Source organism: Streptomyces tendae, from assembly GCF_014650435.1.
GTDB lineage: Bacteria > Actinomycetota > Actinomycetes > Streptomycetales > Streptomycetaceae > Streptomyces > Streptomyces tendae.
In genome coordinates, this window is record NZ_BMUY01000003.1 from 53142 (window position 1) to 73062 (window position 19921).

Annotated in this window: 15 protein-coding genes and 1 pseudogene; 6 read left to right on the top strand and 10 right to left on the bottom strand. The window is 71.2% G+C overall.

The genetic code is table 11. From position 1 onward, the window contains the following. The 3 genes and pseudogenes from IE258_RS09025 to IE258_RS09035 form a co-directional block, all read right to left on the bottom strand. Positions 1–807, bottom strand: coding sequence for an MlaE family ABC transporter permease (locus IE258_RS09025; RefSeq protein ID WP_007388461.1), 807 nt, complete (start codon positions 805–807; stop codon positions 1–3). 6 nt (positions 808–813) lie between these two features. After that, positions 814–1569: pseudogene (locus IE258_RS09030) on the bottom strand (MlaE family ABC transporter permease); the annotation flags it as partial. A 5-nt stretch (positions 1570–1574) separates the two neighbouring features. Continuing rightward, a complete protein-coding gene (locus IE258_RS09035; protein ID WP_189741364.1) occupies positions 1575–2585 on the bottom strand; it encodes an ABC transporter ATP-binding protein in 1011 nt (336 codons plus the stop codon). Positions 2586–3237: 652 nt separating this feature from the next. Between IE258_RS09035 and IE258_RS09040 the strand changes: the two genes are divergently transcribed. The 4 genes from IE258_RS09040 to IE258_RS09055 all read left to right on the top strand — a co-directional run bounded on the left by IE258_RS09040 (position 3238) and on the right by IE258_RS09055 (position 7970). Then, a complete protein-coding gene (locus IE258_RS09040; protein ID WP_189741367.1) occupies positions 3238–3870 on the top strand; it encodes a hypothetical protein in 633 nt (210 codons plus the stop codon). A 126-nt stretch (positions 3871–3996) separates the two neighbouring features. After that, the gene (locus IE258_RS09045; protein ID WP_189741370.1) at positions 3997–5598 is read left to right on the top strand and encodes a DUF6801 domain-containing protein; all 1602 of its coding nucleotides are present in this window, start codon (positions 3997–3999) and stop codon (positions 5596–5598) included. Between the two features lie 34 nt (positions 5599–5632). Next, complete coding sequence (locus tag IE258_RS09050; RefSeq protein ID WP_189741373.1) at positions 5633–6574, top strand: hypothetical protein; 942 nt, start codon at positions 5633–5635, stop codon at positions 6572–6574. Positions 6575–6758: 184 nt separating this feature from the next. Beyond that, positions 6759–7970, top strand: coding sequence for a PucR family transcriptional regulator (locus IE258_RS09055; RefSeq protein ID WP_189741376.1), 1212 nt, complete (start codon positions 6759–6761; stop codon positions 7968–7970). Between the two features lie 39 nt (positions 7971–8009). On the opposite strand, the gene IE258_RS09060 is transcribed toward IE258_RS09055, so the two are convergent. Further along, positions 8010–8978, bottom strand: a complete 969-nt coding sequence (locus IE258_RS09060; protein ID WP_189741379.1) for an arabinan endo-1,5-alpha-L-arabinosidase — start codon at positions 8976–8978, stop codon at positions 8010–8012. Positions 8979–9241: 263 nt separating this feature from the next. Between IE258_RS09060 and IE258_RS09065 the strand changes: the two genes are divergently transcribed. Beyond that, positions 9242–10810: a substrate-binding domain-containing protein gene (locus IE258_RS09065; RefSeq protein WP_189741382.1), complete on the top strand. Its 1569-nt coding sequence runs from the start codon at positions 9242–9244 to the stop codon at positions 10808–10810. Positions 10811–10835: 25 nt separating this feature from the next. Here the strand turns inward: IE258_RS09065 and IE258_RS09070 are convergent, their stop codons facing one another. Continuing rightward, complete coding sequence (locus IE258_RS09070; RefSeq protein WP_189741385.1) at positions 10836–11492, bottom strand: DUF4360 domain-containing protein; 657 nt, start codon at positions 11490–11492, stop codon at positions 10836–10838. Positions 11493–11689: 197 nt separating this feature from the next. Further along, on the bottom strand, positions 11690–12148 hold the full coding sequence (locus IE258_RS09075; RefSeq protein ID WP_189741388.1) for an RrF2 family transcriptional regulator: 459 nt from the start codon (positions 12146–12148) through the stop codon (positions 11690–11692). A 96-nt stretch (positions 12149–12244) separates the two neighbouring features. Between IE258_RS09075 and IE258_RS09080 the strand changes: the two genes are divergently transcribed. Further along, positions 12245–14989 (top strand): beta-galactosidase, encoded by a 2745-nt coding sequence (locus tag IE258_RS09080; RefSeq protein WP_189741391.1) that lies wholly within the window; start codon positions 12245–12247, stop codon positions 14987–14989. Positions 14990–15001: 12 nt separating this feature from the next. Here the strand turns inward: IE258_RS09080 and arfA are convergent, their stop codons facing one another. The 4 genes from arfA to IE258_RS09100 all read right to left on the bottom strand — a co-directional run bounded on the left by arfA (position 15002) and on the right by IE258_RS09100 (position 19722). Further along, complete coding sequence (gene arfA, locus IE258_RS09085; RefSeq protein WP_189741394.1) at positions 15002–16507, bottom strand: arabinosylfuranosidase ArfA; 1506 nt, start codon at positions 16505–16507, stop codon at positions 15002–15004. A gap of 67 nt (positions 16508–16574) precedes the next feature. Beyond that, positions 16575–17438, bottom strand: coding sequence for a carbohydrate ABC transporter permease (locus IE258_RS09090; protein WP_189741397.1), 864 nt, complete (start codon positions 17436–17438; stop codon positions 16575–16577). After that, positions 17435–18376, bottom strand: a complete 942-nt coding sequence (locus tag IE258_RS09095) for a carbohydrate ABC transporter permease (RefSeq protein WP_189741401.1) — start codon at positions 18374–18376, stop codon at positions 17435–17437. The genes IE258_RS09090 and IE258_RS09095 overlap by 4 nt, the downstream gene beginning before the upstream one ends. After that, entirely contained in the window at positions 18373–19722 is a 1350-nt protein-coding gene (locus tag IE258_RS09100; protein WP_189741404.1) for an extracellular solute-binding protein, read from the bottom strand. The genes IE258_RS09095 and IE258_RS09100 overlap by 4 nt, the downstream gene beginning before the upstream one ends. Positions 19723–19921: the final 199 nt, after the last annotated feature.

Sequence of the window (19921 nt, forward strand, 5' to 3'; positions counted from 1 at the left end):
TCACCCCGCCACCTTCACGGTCGTGGTCGCGCCCCACAGGGCCAGCGACAGGAAGAAGTCGGTGACGCTGATCAGCACGATGGCGTTGCGCACGGAGCGGCCGACGGCGACGCCGACACCCGCGGGGCCGCCGGAGGCGCGGTAGCCGTAGTAGCAGTGGGCGACGATCACCATCACGCTGAAGATCAGCACCTTCAGGACGGAGAGCAGCACGTCCGTCGGGGACAGGAAGAGGTTGAAGTAGTGGTCGTACGTCCCCCGGGACTGGCCGTTGAACAGGACGGTCACGTAGCGGGAGGCGAGGAAGGAGGAGAGCAGCCCGATGGCGTAGAGCGGGATGATGGCGACGACGCCGGCGATGATGCGGGTGGTGACGAGGTACGGCATGGAGCGGATGCCCATGCCCTCCAGGGCGTCGACCTCCTCGTTGATGCGCATGGCGCCGAGCTGGGCGGTGAAGCCGGCCCCGACGGTGGCGGAGAGGGCGAGTCCGGCGACCAGGGGGGCGATCTCGCGGGTGTTGAAGTAGGCGGAGACGAATCCGGTGAACGCGGCGGTGCCGATCTGGTCGAGGGCCGCGTAGCCCTGGAGTCCGACGACGGTCCCGGTGAAGAGCGTCATCGCGATCATCACGCCGATGGTGCCGCCGATGACGCCGAGGCCGCCGGAGCCGAAGGCCACCTCGGCAAGGAGGCGCTGCACCTCCTTGAGGTAGCGGCGCAGGGTCCGCGGGATCCACAGCAGGGCCCGGACGTAGAAGAGGAGTTGGTCGCCGGAGCGGTCGAGCCAGACGAGCGGGGAGGCCATCGGACCTCAGCCTCCCTTCGGCGGGACGATCTGGAGGTAGACGGCCGTCATCACCATGTTGACGAAGAAGAGCAGCAGGAACGTGATGACGACGGACTGGTTGACGGCGTCGCCGACGCCCTTGGGGCCGCCGCGCGGGTTGAGGCCCCGGTAGGCGGCGACGATGCCCGCGATGAACCCGAAGACCAGCGCCTTGAGTTCGCTGACGTAGAGGTCGGGCAGCTGGGCGAGGGCGGAGAAGCTGGAGAGATAGGCGCCGGGGGTGCCACCCTGCATGATGACGTTGAAGAAGTAGCCACCGAGGATGCCGACGACCGAGACCAGGCCGTTGAGCAGGACCGCGACGCCCATGGCGGCCAGCACCCGGGGCACGACCAGGCGCTGCACCGGCGAGACGCCCATGACCTCCATGGCGTCGAGTTCCTCGCGGATCTTGCGGGAGCCGAGGTCGGCGCAGATCGCCGAGCCGCCGGCGCCCGCGATGAGCAGCGCGACGATGAGCGGGCTGGCCTGCTGGACGACGGCGAGGACGCTGGCGCCGCCGGTGAAGGACTGGGCGCCGAGCTGCTCGGTCAGGGAGCCGACCTGGAGGGCGATGACGGCGCCGAAGGGGATCGAGACCAGGGCGGCGGGCAGGATGGTGACGCTGGCGACGAACCAGAACTGCTCGACGAACTCGCGGAACTGGAAGGGTCTTCGGAAGACGGCCCGGACCACTTCCGCGGCGAGCGCGAAGAGCCGCCCGGTCTGCCGCAGGGCGCCGGTGATCACGCGCCGCTCCCGGCGGTAGGCATCGGCAGGGTGGCCGCCTCGGAGCTCTTGGCGTAGGTGTCCCGGATGGCGGACCGCGCGGCGGGCGGCAGCGTGTCGATCATGCCCATGACGCGCTTGCGTCGGCGGGCCACGGCCTGCCGCGGCGGCAGGCCGGGCGACGGCTCCAGCTGCGGGACGATCACCCGGGGCGCGGCGGGGGTCGCGGGGGCGGCGTCCGCCTCGGCGGCGAGGGTGGCCGCGTCCTTCTCCTCGGACATCCCGATGGGTCCCTCGCGCCGGCCGCCGAGGAACTGGGCCACGACCGGCTCGTCACTGGTGAGCAGGACCTCGCGCGGGCCGAAGGTGACGAGTTCGCGCAGGAAGAGCATCCCCATGTTGTCGGGCACGGTGGCGGCGATGTCGAGGTTGTGGGTGACGATCAGCATCGTCGCGTCGAGCTGGGCGTTCAGGTCGATGAGCAGCTGGGAGATGTAGGCGGTGCGGACCGGGTCGAGCCCGGAGTCCGGTTCGTCGCACAGGATGATCTGCGGGTCCAGGACGAGCGCGCGGGCCAGTCCGGCCCGCTTGCGCATGCCGCCGCTGATCTCCCCCGGAAGCTTCCCCTCCGCGCCCAGCAGCCCGACGACCTCGATCCGCTCCATGACGATGCGGCGGATCTCCGACTCCTTCTTGCGGGTGTGCTCGCGCAGCGGGAAGGCGATGTTGTCGAAAAGGGACATGGACCCGAAGAGGGCGCCGTCCTGGAACATGAGACCGAACAGTTTCCGGGTCTCGTAGATGTCTCTTTCCGGACTGTTCACCATGTCCACCCCGTTGATGAGGACACGGCCCTTCTCGGGTTTGAGCAGCCCTATGAGCGACTTCAGGAAAACGGTCTTACCGGTTCCGGACGGGCCCAGCATGACGCTGACCTCTCCGGCCGGAAGAGTGAGTGACACGTCCCGCCAGATGCTCTGCTTACCGAAGGACTTGGTCAGACCCTCGACCACCACTTCGATTCCCATATCACCTCCAGCGGACGCCAATCGGATACGCGCTGCGGGCCCGCACGTTAAGTCGGCCCGAAGCGCACTGACAACGGGTGCGGCACGGATCTTCGGCACCCCCGCGGAACTTGTCACCGCGCTGACAATCCGCCCGGCCCGTACTTGTCTCCGGGGAGACAGGGCAGGGTCTCGCGGTTCCGGGGGGTGTGGATCCCGCGGGACCCCGCCGGCGGACACCCTCTCCCGACGGGAGGACGGGCCGGAACGTGTCCGCCATGGCTCCGGCCGACGGGGGCCACCGACCTGGAACCGAGCACCGCACCGGCACGTTACGGCCGAGTAACCTCGGCGGGCAACACCGGAATCGGAGATTTCCGCGATACCGGCCCCGGCCATCCGGAACCTGTCAGGCAAGGCACAAAAACCACTCGGAAACTTGTCATCCGGTGAGCACGGGAACCCCGGCGTGTGCGACGTTCACAGGGCGGCAGCGGCGCGGGGCGGACGTTTCGGACTTGGCAGCAGGTGACTAAGCCGAATCGCGATTCACTCACCCCGGAAACAGCTTGTTCCACTTTTCAAAGAATCATGGACTTCCGCATTGTTCGGCTATGTTTCCGGCGAGTAACGTCACGGCGCAATGCAGGTCAACCCTCAAGGAGACCGAGTCATGAAGAAGAGCATCAGAAGGTCGGCCCTCGTGGTGTGTGCGGCCGCGTCGGCGCTCGGCCTCGCCGCCGTCCCGTCCTCGGCGGTGCCCTCCACGGTGTGGACGGTCAGCCCCTCGCCGGCCGCCTTCAAGGCCGTGAACGTCGGCAACATCGTGCTCACCGCCACCATCCCCATGACGTGCACGACCTCGACCGCGGCCGGGACGATGGCGAGCACCACCGGCAACCCCGGGGACGTCGCCGACATCACCACCATGAACTTCGGCGCGTCCGGCTCGCCGTGCACCAGCGTCCTGGGCAACGTCACCACCACGTCGATCACCCCGTGGGACGTCGTCGCGGTGGACTACACCGCCTCCACCGGTGTCACCAAGGGCTACGTCGGCAACGTCAAGGCCAACGTGACCGCCGGTGCCTGCAAGTTCACGGTGACGGGCAAGGCCTCCGGCACGTACACCAACTCCACCGGCATCCTGGCGATCAACAGCACCGCCGGTGAGCTGGCGGTCAGCAACCCCGTCAACTGCGGTGCGATCGTCACGACCGCCACCAAGCCCACCTTCAAGGGCAACTACGCCGTCACGGTGGCGAGCACCGGCGCCATCCCCACCATCGTCGGCTCCAACCCGTAGGCCGCCGACCGGCCCCGTCCGCCCGGCCGGCACCCCGGCCGGGCGTTCGCAGGCCCCGTGCCCCGTGTCCCGTGCCCAGCGCCCGAGCAGACCGGCGCCCCGTCCGAGCCATCCGAGCGGAGTCGCATGAAAGCCAAGCCAGCCGCCGCCCCGCGGCCGTCCCGGGCCCGTGCCCGCACCACGTCGATCGCCGCGTTCGTCGTGCTCGCCGCCCTGGTCCCGACCACAGCCACCGCCTCGGGCACCCAGGAGGTCGAGGCCGAGCTCCCCTACGTCTGCACCCTCCCCTCGGGGCAACTGCCCGCGACGGTCCGGGTCTCGGCGGACTTCCCGGAGCGGGCCGAGGCGGGCGAGGCGTTCACGCCGTCCGGCGTCACCACCACCGTGGAACTCCCGGCGGAGGCGGTCGCGGACCTCACCGCGCGCGACGCGGCCGAGGTACGGGCGGCCACCCGGCTCACCGTCGGCGTCGCCCAGAACGCGGCCACGGCCACGGCGACCTGGCGGGGCGGCTCCGAGCCCGTCGCGCTGCCCGGGTCGGGGCCGCTGACGCTGGTCGCGCGGGGCGACGTGCCCTCGGTGGCCGGCCGGAGCGACGGCGACCTGACCTTCTCCGCGGGTGCCCTCGCGATCGACCTGGCGCTCGGGGCGGCCGACCCGGCGGGCGCGGACCCCGGCTCGCTGACCGTCGACTGCGCCCTCGCCGAGGACGCCCCCGGCCAGGGGCTGCTGGCCACCGTGCCGGTCGGCACGGAAGGGCAGGCACCGAGCGGTTCGCCGTCCTCGTCGGGACCGGCCGAGTCGTCCGGGGCGCCGGACGACGACGGAGCGCCGGACGCGCCGGGAGACCGGCGGCCGGAGCGGCAGTCAGAGCGCTCGCCGAAGGTGCTGGAGAACACCCCCGGCGCCGCCGCGGGCCGCGACGACGTCCCGCCGTGCCGCTACGACGAGCAGCACCCGCCCACGGACGTCTCGCTCAACGCCTATGTCACCGGCTACGCCAACGTGAAGAAGATGAAGGGCGCCGCGTACCTCCCGCCGTCCTGCGTGCTGATCGAGCAGGGGCTCCCCGTGCCGGGTCCGCCCGACCCGGAGTACCTGATCTTCGACACCCTCTCGTACGCGAACTTCCACTACCGGGAGCGCAAGCAGACACCGCCCTTCGAAGCGACCTTCCTGTCCTTCGACTTCGCCCCGGTGAAGGCCACCATGGTGCTGGAGCAGACGGCCCCCATGCGGATCGACTCGCGCATGAAGATACGGCTGTCCGACTTCACCACGATCACCGACACCTACGTCCGGGCCCCGCTGGTCCTGCACGTGCTGGACCTCGAGGTCAACGGAACACCCCTGGACGTCGGTTCCGGGTGCCGGACCGAGACGTCCCTCACCTCCGAGGACCCGGACCCCGCGAACTTCCCCGGTGACCACCTGGTGCTGTACGGCCGGGGCGAGCAGATCATCGGCCTGCCGGCCACCGGCTACCTGCTCCTGAGCGGCGGCGCCCTGTCCGGCGAGGCGACCATCCCCGCCTTCACCGGCTGCGGCAGCGACGGTGAGGACCTCGACCGCCTGCTCACCGCCTCCGTCTCGGGTCCGGGCAACTACATCAAGCAGGTCCAGGGCCAGACGTGCGCGATCGCCGCCCCCGTCTTCCCGAGCCCTGAGAACGAAGGCCAGTGCACCGAGGACCTCCAGCCCTACGAGATCCCCGTCGCCGAGCGCTGATCCCTGTCTCACACCTCCACGGAAGGCCACCACCATGCCCCGGATCTCCACCCGCACCCGGCTCGCCACCGTGTCCGCGCTCACCGCGCTCGGCGCCTTCGCCTCGCTGGGCACGGCGACCGCGGCCGACCCCGCGCTGAACGGCGAGTGGGCACCCTTCACCCGCTGCCCCGTGGACGCCCCGGCGATGCTGGCGGCCGACGGCTTCGAGAAGACCCCGCAGTGTGTGGTGTCCACCTCGGCGAGCGGCACCATCAAGCTGGGCGACACCACCGTGACGACCGGCAGGACCAACCTCCAGATGGGCATCGTCCAGAACGCGGACGGCACCAGCAGCGTGGTCGCCCCCGCCTCCGGCGCGCTGGTCGCCGAGCCCGCCACCGTGCCCGGCGGGCTGCTCGGCCTGATGTGCCCGAGCGACATCTTCGTGATCACGGGCATCTGCGAGTCGCTGGAGAACTCCAGCCTCAACAAGATCACCGCGACCATGGAGTCGGTCGGCGCGCCCTACGCCTTCGACCAGACCGCGGGTGCCCTCAGCGACCTGCCCATCGTCGCGCTGCCGGTCCGCATCCACCTGGAGAACCCGCTGCTGGGCGGCAAGTGCTACATCGGGACGGCCGCCAACCCGATCGTGCTGCGCCCCGAGAACCGCGACTTCCCCGAGTTCGGCATGACCTTCTACCAGGGTGACGGCACCGAGGACCCGGCCGGCGAGATGAGCCGGATCAACCTCACCGGCGCCACCCAGAACGACAGCACCTTCGCGGTGCCCGGCGCCACCGGCTGCGGCCTGAACGTCGGACTGATCAACCTCGCGGTGAACGCGAAGACCGGGCTGCCCTCAGCCGCCGGGAACAACAGCGTCACGCTCAACGACACGCAGACCCACCTCACCGGACTCAACGCACCCGGCACCGTCGTCCCCGACGCCGGCAAGGTCCTGGCCGGAAACTGGCACTCCGCCGTCAAGTAACAGGCGCAGGCCCACACAACGATGGCACGTTTCCTCCCCAAGAGATGTACATCACACCGAAGTTGATTTACCGTCTGCTTGCCAGACCGGTGAACGCCCAGTGGACCGGTCCAGGCTCCGCCCGCCGAGGGCGGGGCCCGGTCGGCCCACCCCCACCGGACATGTCGACGGCAAGGGATCATTCATGCCCTCAATCGCGCGTCCCTCGGTGCTCGGTGAACCGCTCGACCCCCTCCCCAAGAAGTTCGCGTCCTTCATGCGCCCCCTCCTGCCGGGGCTGCTGAACGAGATACGCACCGAGGTCACCCGCAGCTATCCGGTCTACGGCCGGCTGCTCAACGGCCCGGACGGGGACGCGATCCGCCAGGGCGTCGAACAGGCCCTCACCGCCTTCGTGGACCGGGTGGCCGACCCCTCCAGCAGTTCGGAGCTGCGGGACGAACTGCTGCGCAGGTTCGGCCGGGTGGAGGCATACGAGGGCCGCGACCTCGAAGTCCTCCAGGGCGCCTACCGGCTCGGCGCCCGCATCGCGCTGCGCCGGGCCAAGACCCTGGGGCGGCAGTACAGCCTCTCCCCCGCGCTGATCCTCGCCTTCGCCGATGCCCTGTTCGCCTACGTCGAGGAACTGGAGGCGATCACCCGCGAGGGGTACGCGGAGGTCCGGGAGCGGGCCGCCTCCGAGGAGTCCGCGTTACGAAGACAGTTACTGCACTTCCTGCTCGCCGCCTCCCCGCTGCCCCGGACGGCCGTCTCCGAACTGTGCAAGGCCGCCGCCTGGGAGCTGCCCCGGTCCTGCTTCCTCGTCGCCCTGCGGTCTCCGGCGCCGGAACACATCCAGGCGGGACTCGACCGGGACGTCCTGGCCGACCTGGACATCCCGCAGCCGCACCTGCTCGTACCCGGGGAACTCACCCCCGCCCGCCTGGACATGCTCCGCACCGCCCTGGCCGGCACCCGCGCCGCGCTGGGCCTGACCGTGCCGATCACCCAGGCCGCCGACTCCGTCCGCTGGGCCCGCCGGGTGCTGCAGCTCGTTGACGACGATGTCGTCCCCGACGCCCCGCTGGTCCGCTGCGAGGACCACCTGACGACCCTGTGGCTGCTGTCCGACCCGGCCCTGGTCGACCGGATCGCGGCCCGTGAACTGGCCCCGCTCGACGAGTTGCCCGCCAGGCGGCGCGACCGGCTCGTGGAGACCCTGCGCGTGCACGTGTCCACCCGGGCGCCCGCGGAGCAGGTCGGCGAGATGCTGGGGGTGCACGCGCAGACCGTCCGCTACCGGCTGCGGACGCTGGACACCCATCTGGGCGACCGGCTCGCCGACCCCGACCACCGCTTCGCCATCGAGGTGGCCCTGCGCTCGCTCCATCTGCGGGGCCACGACGCCCCGGAGTGACGCCCGCGGCCGGGGTGCGCGTCCGTACCGGCGTGCGGCTCAGTACGCGACGGGCCAGCCGCTGCTCCAGTCCAGCAGGTTGATGCCGAGCTTGGGCGTGCCGTTGTCGGTGCCGTCGTAGTAGTGGTAGACGATCAGGTCGCCGTCCACGTCGTTCATGATCGACTGACCGCCGGGGCCGATGACGCTGCCGTGCGACTCCAGGACCGGCGTCCCGCCGCCGGCCGTCATCGAGACGCCGTTCCGGTCGCGGTAGGGCCCGGTGACGCTCGTCGCCCGGCCGACCTTGACCTTGTAGGTGGAGCTGGTGCCGGCGCAGCAGGTGTCGTACGAGGCGAAGAGGTAGTAGTACCCGTTCCGCTTGACGACGTACGGCGCCTCGACGGCCTTGGTGCCGGTCGGGCGGGAGGCGAGGGAGCGGCGGGCGGTGTCGGAGGCGAGCTGTTTGCCGGTGGCCGGGTCGATCCGGATCATCTTGATGCCGGTCCACCAACTGCCGAAGGAGAGCCACCACTTCCCGTCGTCGTCGACGAAGAGGTTCGGGTCGATGGCGTTGTAGTCGCTGGTGGAGTCCGAGGTGTAGACGATGCCGTAGTCGCTCCAGCTGCCCGGCGCTCCGGTGGTGGAGCCCGCGAGTCCGATGGCGGAGGTGTTGGAGCCGAAGGACGAGACGGAGTAGTACATCAGGTACTTCCCGCCGTGGTACGAGATGTCCGGCGCCCATGCCTCCGGGACGGACGAGTAGCCGGACCACCAGCCGGGCCGGGAGCCGAAGGCGTCGGCGCCCGCGGCGAAGGCGGTGCGGTCGGACGACGCCTTGCTGCTGATGCCGCCGCCGGTGGCGTAGAGCCGGTACTGCCCGGACGGGGTGCGGATCATCGTCGGGTCGTGGGTGACGACGGAGCCGGTGACCCGGCCGGGGTTCGGATAGGCCGACGCCGTGGAGGGGACGAGGGCGAGCAGGGCGGCGGTGGGGAGAGCGAGGAGTGCGGCTCGTCTGCGACGCATGGGGGGCTCCTGTTCCACATCTCGTGTTCGTTATGTCGAACAACGGTCGTGTTGTCGGACGTTGCGCAGTGACGGAACCTAGAGTCGAAGCGCTTGCGCGTCAATGTCCGTGACACCGGCGGCAGTTGATGTCCGGAAAACGCCGGGTGTCGAAGGTGGCCCGAGGGTGAATTCGAACCGGACAGTCACCGCAGCCGCACCCACCGCGGCCCCTCCCCCGCCACCATGGCCTCCCGTGTCACCGTCCTGAGGGGGAGCCGGGCGTGAGTCTGTCCTGGGGTTCCGTGGCCGCCGTCCTGGGTCTGGCCGTGCCCGTCGTGGCCGCCCTGTGGGAGTTCGTGCTGGCGGGCCGCAAACGGCTCGGCTACCGCGTCCAGCTGGACACCACGATCCGGGACTCGGCCGCCTCGGGGCCCGCCACCACGGTGCTCCAGCGCATGCAGTGGGACGGTACGAACCTGCGCGACCCCTCGGTCGTGCTGCTGCGGATCGAGAACGCCGGCTGGAGCCCGGTCGTGGCCGGCGACTACGTCGCTCCCGCCAGCGACCCCGTCGGCATCCGCATCGCCTTCCCCGGCCGCCGTGTGGTCGGCATGACCGTCACCGAGCGCAGTCCGCAGGTCCCGCCCTCCTTCTTCGTACCGGGCGCCGAGGGCTTCGAGACCACGGGCCGGGAGGTCAAGCTGCCCAAGGTGATACTCAACCGCCGCGCCCACTACAAGGTCCTGGCCGTCCTGGACCGCGAGGAGGGCTTCACCGAGCCCGAGTTCCCCGAGCCGGAGGTCACCGCGGGGGTCGTCGGCGGGGTGCGCGGCGGGAACATCAAGAAGACCGCGTACTACCCGTTCGCCTCGCGCCAGGTCCGCTGGCTGCTCGCCTCGCTCATCCTGGTGAGCGCCACCCAGTCCGCCTTCACCCTGGCCGGGACCGACGAGGCGGCCGCGCCGCTGGACTGCGCCGCCGGGACCCTGCACCTGTCGGGTTCCACGGCCTTCGCGCCGGTGCTGCGGGAGGCCGCGAGGCAGTACGAGCGGACCTGCCCGGACGCCCGCATCCCGCTGACCGCCACCTCCTTCAAGGGCAGCGTCGACGGCCTCGACACGCTCGCCGCGGCCGGTGCCGACGCCCGGCTCACGGACGGCCGGGGGCTGGGCGACAGACTGGCGTTCAGCGACGGACCGAAGTCCGACGGCCGCCCGCGGCTGCTGCCCAGGCCCGTCGCGCTGTCCCTGTTCACCCTGGTCGTGCACAAGGACGCCGGGGTCGAGGACCTGTCCCTGAAGCAGGTACGGGACATCTACGCGGGGACCGTCACCAACTGGAGCCAGGTCAAGGGCAACGACGTCCCCGTCCACCTGGTCAGCCGGAACCCCGGCTCGGGCACCCGCACCACGCTCGAACAGCAGGTCCTCGACGGCCGCCCGCTCCCGGCGGTCACCACGCCCGACTGCGCCGGCCTCGACCGCGACCGGCCGGGCCGCTGCGAGGTGGGCGGCACCGGGACACTGCTGGACACGGTGGCCGCCACCCCCGGGGCCCTGGGGCACAGCGAGGTCGGTGCCGCCGCCGCGCACGACGACGTCCGGCAGGTCCGGATCGACGGCTACCCGGCCACCCTGGAGGGCGCCGACCAGGGGGCGTACCCGTACTGGCAGACGGAGATCGCCTACACCTACGGCGAACCGCCGGCCGACTCGATCGCGGCGGGCTTCCTGCGCTACCTCGCCGACGAGGTGGGCAAGGACATCGTCCGCTCCAAGGGCCACCGCCCCTGCGCCGAGCTGGACAAGCCGCTGCTGTGCCGGCCGGACGGTTCGCCCGCCGGAAGGTGACCGCGCACGGCCCCCGGCGGCCCGGTCAGGTCTCCGGACACTCCTTCCAGGCCAGGTGGTACACGGTGCTGATGTCGCCGTCCGTGGAGTCCATCGTCATGAAGCTCACCTCGTCGGGGTCGGACGTCCCGGTGCTCACCCGCAGCTCGGTGTTGATGTTGAAGTTGCGCTGGACCCCGCAGGGCGCCCAGACCAGCTGCGCCCAGTCGGTGCTGTCGGTGGCCTGCCAGTTGTCGTTGTACGGGCCGCCGAAGGGGTGGGTGCGGTACTCGGTGTTCGGGGAGCCCTGGAAGTAGTACGAGGCCCGCTGGGTGCCCTTCGCGCCGGGCTGGAGGGCGGCGAAGCCGCGGTAGTCCGCGCTGGCGACGGCGTAGGTGAAGCCCTGCGGGACGTGGACGAGCAGGTTGAGCTGGCAGTTCTTGCGGAAGTCGGTGGGCGCGGAGTCGCCGCCCGCCTGGGCGAGGTAGTCGCTGTAGGTGACGGTGAAGGCGGTGTTGTCCTCGGAGACGGCGACCGCCGCCGTGCCCTGCGGACAGCCGGAGCCGTTCACGGTGGCGACCTTGATGACGATCTTGTCCGGCGGCGGGTCCTCGAACCCGCCGGAGGACTGGTGCTGCTGCGCCGGCAGCACGGAGGTGAGGAGCGCGGCGATCGTGCCGCTCAGGAGCAGGCCGGTGGCCATGGGTCTCCCATCCCGGTCGGTGGGGGGTGGATGTGGTTGAATGCGTCCGCCATCTACACATGGTGTGCACATGACATTCACGGAACGGTCGCATCGTAGGGAGCCCCGCCGAGGGCGGACAGGTGCTCCCCCGGCCATTCACACCGGCCGGTTCCCACCCCGCGGGAGGGGCCGCGGAAGACCCCCGCGGGAGGGGCCTAAGGGTTCTCCCAGGCCGCAGGTTCCGCCGCCAGCTCCCGCACCGGGTCCGGCAGCGCGTCCGCCGCGAGGTCCGCGATCGTCACGCCCTCCAGGATCCGGCGCACGTTGGCGCGCAACGCCACCCACAGCGGCAGCAGCGGTCCCGCCGTGCCGGTGTACACCAGTCCCGTCGGCCGCTCCCCGCGCACGGAGACGATCGGGCCGTCCACCGCCCGGATCACGTCCGCCACCGTGATGGCCGACGCTCCGCGCGCCAGCCGGTACCCGCCGCCCCCGCCGCGCCGGCTCGCCACGACGCCGCCGCGCCTGAGGTCCCCGAGGATCCCCTCCAGAAATTTGTGCGGAATGTCCTGCGCGGCGGCCAGGTCCTCCGCCTTGACCGGGGCATCGTCCTGCCGGACGGCCAGTTCCAGTACCGCCCGTACCGCGTAGTCCGCACGCGCCGAGATCCTCATGCCGACCATTGTGGCGCGCGCTGGGACAATGGCCCGGCACAGGCGTCCCGCGCGACTGACGGGACCAGAGGTACGCGCGCAACAGGAGAGGCTCCCTTGGAGCTCAGCAGGCCCAGCAAGCTCGGCAGACGAGCGTTCAGCGCCCTCGCGGGCACCACCGTCCTCGGTCTCGCGCTGGGCGGCAGCGTGAGCAGCGCGGCGCTGCCCGCCTCCGGCGCTCCGGGCCCCGTGCCCACCGGGCCGCCGCCCGGCCCGCCCGGCGCCGACGGCCGCCGCCACCGGGTCGGCCTCGACCGGTACTCCCTGCTGGTGGACGGCAGGCGGCTGGCCCTGTGGTCCGGCGAGCTGCATCCCTTCCGGCTGCCGAGCCCGTCCCTGTGGCGGGACGTGCTCCAGAAGATGCGGGCGTACGGCCACAACGCGGTCAGCGTCCGGCTCGCCTGGAACCAGCACTCCCCCGCCCCCGGCAGCTACGACTTCAGCGGCGTCCGGGACCTCGACCTGTTCCTGCGCACGGCCGCCGAGTGCGGTCTGTACGTCGTCCTGCACCCCGGTCCCCACATCGGCGCCGACGTGGACGCCGGGGGCCTGCCCGGCTGGCTGACGACCGTCGGGGCCCGGGCCAGGACCACCGATCCCGCCTATCTGCGCCACGCCGACGAGTGGCTGGGCCGGGTCGACGAGATCGCCGCCCGGCACCAGTTCACCCGGGGCACCGGCACGGTGCTGCTCTACCGGGCCGACACCCCCGAGCGCGCCGACCTGGACCACGTCCGCGAGCGGCTGCGCGCCGACGGCATCGAGGTGCCGCTGCTGCACGCCGACTCCCCGCTGGCCTGGGAGGAACCGGAGGGCACCCGGGACGCCGCCGGGGCCCGGCGGGTTTACTTCGACCGCCTGGCGCACGGGAGCACGCTGCACAACGTCCGCATGGCTTTCGGCGGCACCTCGTGGGGATGGCTGCCCGCGCCGTCGGCGCCCTCCCCGACGTACGACCCCACCGCGGCGATCGACGAGGCCCGCCGGCCGACGGACAAGCTCGCGCCGCTCCACCAGCTCGGTCAACTCCTGCGCCATGTACCCGACTTCGCGCGCATGACCGAGGCGCCGGCGGTGCGGGCCGCGGACGCCCGTATCCGGGTGCGACACCTGGCCAACCCGGACACCGGCGCGCACGCCTACGTCCTGCGCAACGACTCCGCGGCCGACGTCACCTCGACGCTGCCGATGGGCGGCAGCGACGTGGAGGTCACCGTCCCCGCCCGGGACGCCAAGCTGCTCGCCACCGGCCTCCACCTGGGCTCGGGGCGCAGGCTCGCGTACGCCACCGTGCAGCCCATGCTGTCGCTGAGCGTCGGGAAGCTGGACGTCGCCGCGTTCGTCGGGCGGGCGGGCGAGACGGCGCACCTGGTCCTCGACTGTCCGAACGAGCCGTGGCCGACCCGGCTGGACGAGGAGGCCGCCTGGACCTTCGACCACGGCAAGCTGCACGTGATGGTGCCGCTGGAGGAGGACCGCCTGACCCGGGTGCGGGTGCGCAGCGGCGAGACCGACCGCACCCTGCTCCTCCTCTTCGCCGACGACGCCGCCTCGCTGCGGCTGTGGCCGTACGAGACCCCGTCGGGCCGCATCCTGGTGCGCGGGCCCGAGCTGCTGCGCGAGGCCGCGCTGGACGGCGCCGTGGTCCGGCTGACCGGGGACACGGTGGCGGAACGCGAGCTGGAGGTGTGGGCACCGCCCGGCATCACCGACGTCACCTGGAACGGCGAGCGGGTGCAGTCGGGCCTCGGCCGCGCCCTGAGCCTGATGACGGTGTGGCCGCTGCCCGGCGTGCCCGACCTGGTCCTGCCCGCACTGGACGGCTGGCGGCGGCGCACGGAGAACTTCGAGTCGGAGCCCGACTACGGCGACGAGGGCTGGACGGTCGCCGACCGGCGCACGTCGCACAGCACGACCCCGGTCCCCGACGGGCAGCCGGTGCTCTTCGCCGACGACTACGGCTTCCACTACGGCGACGTCTGGTACCGCGGCCGTCTCACCGGCGCCGCGGGACTGGAGTCGGTGTCCCTGTCGTACAGCACGGGCGCGCACGGCCTGCTGATGGCCTGGCTGGACGGGGAGCCGCTGGGCAGCCACCGGCCGGGCGGGGCGGGCGACGGGCAGGGCACCTGGACGGCCACGGCGGACTTCCGGCTGCCGCGGGCCCTGCGCGCGCCGGCCGGCGCGGACGGGGCGCCCGTTCTGTCCGTGCTGGTCCGGCGCACGCAGCACGGGCAGGACGCGTACCGGGCGGCCCGCGGCCTGACCTCGGCCCGCTTCGAGGGCGCCGCGCCCGACGTCCGCTGGCGGATCATCGGCGCGGCCGCCCCCGACCCGGTGCGCGGCCCGCTCAACCACGGCGGGCTGTACGGCGAGCGCCACGGCTGGCACCTGCCGGGGTACGACGACGGCGCGTGGGAGCCGGGGTCCCCGGCGGGTGCCCCGGCCGCGGACCGGCGCCAGGGCGTGACCTGGTACCGGACCACGTTCCGGCTGGACGTCCCGCCGGAGATCGACGCCTCCGTGGGCCTCGTCCTGGACGGCTCCCCGGACCGGGGCCCGCGCGTCCAGGTCTTCCTGAACGGCTGGAACATGGGCGAGTACGTGGGCGGCGCCCCGCACACCTTCGTCCTCCCGAACGGCATCCTGCGCACCCGCGCCGCCGCCAACACCCTGGCCCTCGCGGTCCTTTCCGACGGCACCGCCGCGCCGGCCCTCGGCACGGTGCGCCTGGAGCTGCTGGGCAGCGCGGCCGGAGGAGTCCCGGTGAAGCCCGTTCCCTCCCCCGGCCGGCGCCGCTGACCGGCGCCGGGGTCAGCGCAGCCGGATCACGTTCCAGGACAGCGGTTCCAGGGCGGCGGTGAGCCTGCCGCCGTCCAGGGCCGTGCCGTCCACCGGGTGCGGGACGACGCGCTCGGGCTCGGCGAGGGTGTTGCGGGCGTCGGGGTCGGCGTCCGCGAGGGCGCTGTGCTCGACGACCTCCGTCAGGTGCAGGCCGCCGAGGGCCACCTCCAGCGGGAGGGCCTCGGTGCGGGAGCGGTTGACGGCGAAGACGGTGACCGTGCCGTCCTCGGCGCGCACGGCGGTGGCGTGCAGCAGGTCGGCCTCGCCGTACTTCGCGGTGTCGTACGTCGGTGAGTCCACGCGGACGTCGAGGACCTCGCCGCGGCCGTACTTCGATGCCTGGGAGAAGGGGAAGAAGGTCGTCTGGCGCCAGGCCGGGCCGCCCGGCTCGGTCATGATCGGGGCGATGACGTTGACGAGCTGGGCGAGGCAGGCGACGGTGACGCGGTCGGCGTGCCGGAGCAGGGCGATCAGGAGCGAGCCGAAGACGACCGCGTCCAGGACGCTGTAGTTGTCCTCGAGGATGCGGGGTGCCTCCGGCCAGTCCAGGACGCTCACCTGGGCCTCGGTCCTGCTCATGTACCAGACGTTCCACTCGTCGAAGGAGAGGTTGATCCTCTTCTTCGACTTGAGGCGGGCGCCGACGTGGTCGCAGGTGGCGACGACGTTCTCGATGAACGACTCCATGTCGACGGCGGAGGCGAGGAAGGAGTCGACGTCGCCGTCGTGCGGCTCGTAGTAGGCGTGCAGGGAGATGTGGTCGACCAGGTCGTAGGTCTCCTCCAGGACCGTCGCCTCCCATGCCGCGAAGGTGTCCATCGCCTGGCTCGACGACCCGCAGGCGACCAGTTCGACGTCCGGGTCGATCTGGCGCATGGCGCGGGCGGTCTCGGCGGCGACGCGGCCGTATTCCTCGGCGGTCTTGTGGCCGGTCTGCCAGGGGCCGTCCATCTCGTTGCCGAGGCACCACAGGCGGATGCCGAAGGGGTCCTTGTCGCCGTGCTCGGCGCGCAGGTCGGAGAGCGCGGTGCCGGCGGGGTGGTTGGCGTACTCCTGGAGTTCCAGGGCCTCCGCCACGCCCCGGGTGCCGAGGTTGACGGCCATCATGGGTTCGGCCTGGGGGCCGATCTTCTTGAGGAAGGCGATGTACTCGGAGAGGCCGAAGCGGTTGGTCTCGGTGGAGCGCCAGGCGAGGTCGAGGCGGCGCGGACGGTCCTCCACCGGGCCGACCGAGTCCTCCCACTTGTAGCCGGAGACGAAGTTGCCGCCGGGGTAGCGGACGGCGGTCACCCCGAGTTCCCGGACCAGCTCCAGCACGTCCTGGCGCAGGCCGTCGGCGTCCGCGGCGGGGTGGCCGGGCTCGAAGACGCCGGTGTACACGCAGCGTCCGAGGTGTTCGACGAAGGAGCCGAAGAGGCGGGGGTTGACGGCGCCGACGGTGAAGGCGGGGTCGAGGGTGAAGCGGGCGGTACGCATCTTTTCCTTTCGGAACTTCGGGACTTCGGGACTTCGGGACTTCGGGACTTCGGGGCTGAGGGGGGCGCTACTGACCGGCGAGACCCGTGTGCGCCACGCCCGCCACGATCTGGCGCTGGAAGAAGACGAAGACGACGATCAGCGGCAGGCCGGCCATCAGGCCGCCGGCCATGAGCTGGGCCCACTGGATGCCGTAGGAGTTCATGACGGTCGCGATGCCGTTGGGCATGGTCATCAAATCGGGGTTGTTGGTGACCATGTAGGGCCACAGGAAGTTGTTCCAGGAGCTGATGAAGGTGAAGATGCCGACCGCCGCGAGCGAGGGCCGGGACAGCGGCACGATGATCGTGAAGAAGACCCGCCAGCGGCCCGCGCCGTCGATGAACGCGGCCTCCTCCAGCTCGCGCGGGATGCCCTGGAAGAACTTGTAGAGGATGTAGACCATCGCGGCGGGCGCGCACTGCGGCAGGATCATGCCCCAGTAGGTGTCGACCATCCCCATCTGCTGGACGGTGGTGAACAGCGGGACGCCGAGCACGGCCGGGGAGACCATGAGTCCCGCCATCACCACGCCCATCAGGAGGCCCTTGCCGCGGAACTCGGTGCGGGCGAAGCCGTAGCCGGCGAGCGCGGCGACCAGCAGCACGATCGTCGTCACGCACACCGACACGACCAGCGAGTTGACGAACCAGTTGGTGATGTTGCCGTTCTCGAACATGGCCGACCACGCCTGGCCGGTCCAGTCCTTCGGGAGCCAGTGCGGCGGCACCTCGACGGCCTCGGTCTCCGACTTCAGGGAGGTGAACAGCGCCCAGGCCAGCGGCGCCAGGAACACCACGGAGACGGCGGTGCCGAGGAGCGTGAGCACGATCTGGCCGGGGGTCCAGCCCCGGCGGGGCCGGGTGCGGACCGGCGGTGCGGCGGTGGTCATCGGCCGCCCTCCTCACGGTTGCGCAGCAGCCACATCCGGGCGAGGGCGACGGCCGCGATGAGCACGAAGAAGATGATGGAGATCGCGGAGGCGTAGCCCACGCGGTAGCTGGTGAAGCCCTGTTCGAGCGTGTACTGCACGAAGGTGCGGGTCGAGTCCTCCGGGCCGGGTCCGAAGTCCTGCATCACGACGGCCTGGTCGAAGACCTGGAGGGAGGCGAGGATCTGCAGGGCGACGACGAGGCCGGTGATGTTGCGCAGCATCGGCAGGGTGATGTGGACCGTGCGGTGCCAGGCGTTCGCCCCGTCCAGCTTGGCGGCCTCGTACAGGTGGGCGGGAATGCCCTGGAGGGCCGCGAGGTAGAGCAGGAAGCTGAAGCCGACGGTCCACCACAGGGTGGTGATGACGACCGCGAGCATCGCGTACGACTTGTCGCTCAGCCACGGCGTCTCGATGCCGAAGACATGATTGATCATGCCGCTGCCGGGGTTGAACAGCCACTGCCACAGGTTGGCGGCGACGGTGGACGGCAGCAGGAACGGCAGGAAGAAGCAGAGCCGCCACAGCCACTTGCCGCGCTCGATGTGGTGGGCCAGCATCGCGAGGAGGAAGGCGAGGACCGTGATGCAGGGCACGACGAGCAGCGTGAAGTACGCGCTGTGGCCGAGCGCGTCCCACATCAGGGGGTCCTGGAGGGCCTCGCGGTAGTTGTCCAGACCTATGAAGTGCGCGCCCTCGCCGGAGATGTTGGCGTCCGTGAAGCTGAGGTAGAGGCCGCGCAGCAGCGGCCAGACGATGAAGAGCGCGAACAGCGCGAGGAAGGGGGCGACGAACCAGCCGCCGTGCTGGAAGCCCTGCTTGCGCCGTGCGGTGGCGCTGTTGGCGGCGGTCTTCGCACGCGCCGGGCGGACGATCGTTTCGGCACTGGTCGTCGTCATGCGGCCGCACCTCCCTGCGCGGCTGTCCTGCCGTCCATCGGGTTCTTCATGGCGAGCAGTTCGGTGAGTACGCCCTTCATCCGGCGGGCGGCGCTCTCCGGTTTCGCGGACCCGGCGCTCGAGCTCATCACGACGGGCCCGAGGCGCTGGGCGAGCAGTCCGGTGGAGCCCGCGAACCACACCTTCGGCTCGGTGGCCTGGTGGTCCATCGCGGAGACGTACTCGTTCTGCGGCTGGAGCTTTCGGTACGCGGCCGAGGACAGGGTCGGCGTGTACGCGGGGATGTGCCCGCCGCCGGCCCACTGCTGGGCGTGCCGCACGATGTAGGCGGCGAGCCGGTGGGCGGCGTCGTTGGTGGCGCCGCTGCGGTCGGACTGGTGGGGCAGGACGAAGGCGTGGGACTCGGCGTGGGTGGCCTGCCTGCCGAAGACCGGCGGCAGCGGGGTGGCGCCGTAGTGCAGCTTCGCGGTGTCGAAGACCGGCACCGACCAGTTGCCCTCCCAGGTGAAGGGGGCCCCGTTGACGAACTGTTCGGCGTCGGCGGCGCCCGCGACGGAGTACCCGTCGGTGATGTGGCGGCGCAGGAACTCCAGGACCTCGGTGGCCTTCGCGGTGTCGAAGGTGACCCCGGTGTTGGCCGCGTCGAACCAGGTGCCGCCGAGCTGGGTGTAGAAGGCGACGAACATCCACCACTGGACGTTGAGGTCGTTGACGTGCAGACCGAGGGTCTGCAGTCCCTTCTTTGTGGCCTTCCTGGCCTCCTTGAGCACGCCGAACCACTCGTCGGTGGAGGTGACGGGGACCATCCGGCCGTCGTCGCCGAGCAGGCCCGCCTTCTTCAGCACGTCCTTGCGGTAGAAGCAGAGCTGGACGTGGATGTCGAGCGGCAGTGCGTAGAGCTTGCCGTCGATGACGGCGCGTTTCCACAGCTCGGGGTTGAAGTCCTGCTGCCGGACGCCGTACTTGGCGAGCAGTGCGGGGTCCCAGGGGTCGAGGAGGCGGCCGGGTGAGAAGCCGGTGACCCGGCCGAGGTGCATGACGCCGAGATCGGGTGCGCGGTTGCCGGCGGCGGCCATGGCGAGCTTGGTGTAGAAGGGGCTGCCCCACTGGAGGGTGGAGTCCTTCACGTTGATGCCGGGGTTGTCCTCACGGAAGGAGTCCAGCATCGCGATCATGTTGTAGCCGTCGCCGCCGCTGAAGAGGTTCCAGTAGCTCACCCGGGTGTCCGCGCCGGAGGCGAGCGCGTCGGCGCCGGTGCCGAGCGCCGCGAAGCCGAAGCTGCCCGCGGCCGTCAGACCGCCGGCCGCGGCCAGAAAATGCCTGCGATTCAGGCCAGGTCGTCCCATGCCCTGCCCTATCTGTTCGATATATCGAATGTCGACCGTAACTTCGAACGGGAAACGTAGGTGGGAAGCGCTTGCGCGTCAATGGTTCGGGCAAGATCTCGGGCAGGACTTTTCCCGAGGGCGCACGGACGGCCTCGGACCTGCCGGGGAACTGGCCCCCGGGGCATGCGTCTTGGCATATTGCAGGGGTGACCGGAGG

What these genes read in the sequence shown, in the direction of transcription:
- IE258_RS09045 (WP_189741370.1), top strand. Translation starts at nt 3,997, where the DNA reads ATGAAAGCCAAGCCAGCCGCCGCCCCGCGGCCGTCCCGGGCCCGTGCC.
- IE258_RS09035 (WP_189741364.1), bottom strand. Translation starts at nt 2,585, where the DNA reads ATGGGAATCGAAGTGGTGGTCGAGGGTCTGACCAAGTCCTTCGGTAAG.
- IE258_RS09075 (WP_189741388.1), bottom strand. Translation starts at nt 12,148, where the DNA reads ATGAGGATCTCGGCGCGTGCGGACTACGCGGTACGGGCGGTACTGGAA.
- IE258_RS09095 (WP_189741401.1), bottom strand. Translation starts at nt 18,376, where the DNA reads ATGACGACGACCAGTGCCGAAACGATCGTCCGCCCGGCGCGTGCGAAG.
- IE258_RS09050 (WP_189741373.1), top strand. Translation starts at nt 5,633, where the DNA reads ATGCCCCGGATCTCCACCCGCACCCGGCTCGCCACCGTGTCCGCGCTC.
- IE258_RS09060 (WP_189741379.1), bottom strand. Translation starts at nt 8,978, where the DNA reads ATGCGTCGCAGACGAGCCGCACTCCTCGCTCTCCCCACCGCCGCCCTG.
- arfA (WP_189741394.1), bottom strand. Translation starts at nt 16,507, where the DNA reads ATGCGTACCGCCCGCTTCACCCTCGACCCCGCCTTCACCGTCGGCGCC.
- IE258_RS09025 (WP_007388461.1), bottom strand. Translation starts at nt 807, where the DNA reads ATGGCCTCCCCGCTCGTCTGGCTCGACCGCTCCGGCGACCAACTCCTC.
- IE258_RS09070 (WP_189741385.1), bottom strand. Translation starts at nt 11,492, where the DNA reads ATGGCCACCGGCCTGCTCCTGAGCGGCACGATCGCCGCGCTCCTCACC.
- IE258_RS09090 (WP_189741397.1), bottom strand. Translation starts at nt 17,438, where the DNA reads ATGACCACCGCCGCACCGCCGGTCCGCACCCGGCCCCGCCGGGGCTGG.
- IE258_RS09100 (WP_189741404.1), bottom strand. Translation starts at nt 19,722, where the DNA reads ATGGGACGACCTGGCCTGAATCGCAGGCATTTTCTGGCCGCGGCCGGC.
- IE258_RS09040 (WP_189741367.1), top strand. Translation starts at nt 3,238, where the DNA reads ATGAAGAAGAGCATCAGAAGGTCGGCCCTCGTGGTGTGTGCGGCCGCG.
- IE258_RS09055 (WP_189741376.1), top strand. Translation starts at nt 6,759, where the DNA reads ATGCCCTCAATCGCGCGTCCCTCGGTGCTCGGTGAACCGCTCGACCCC.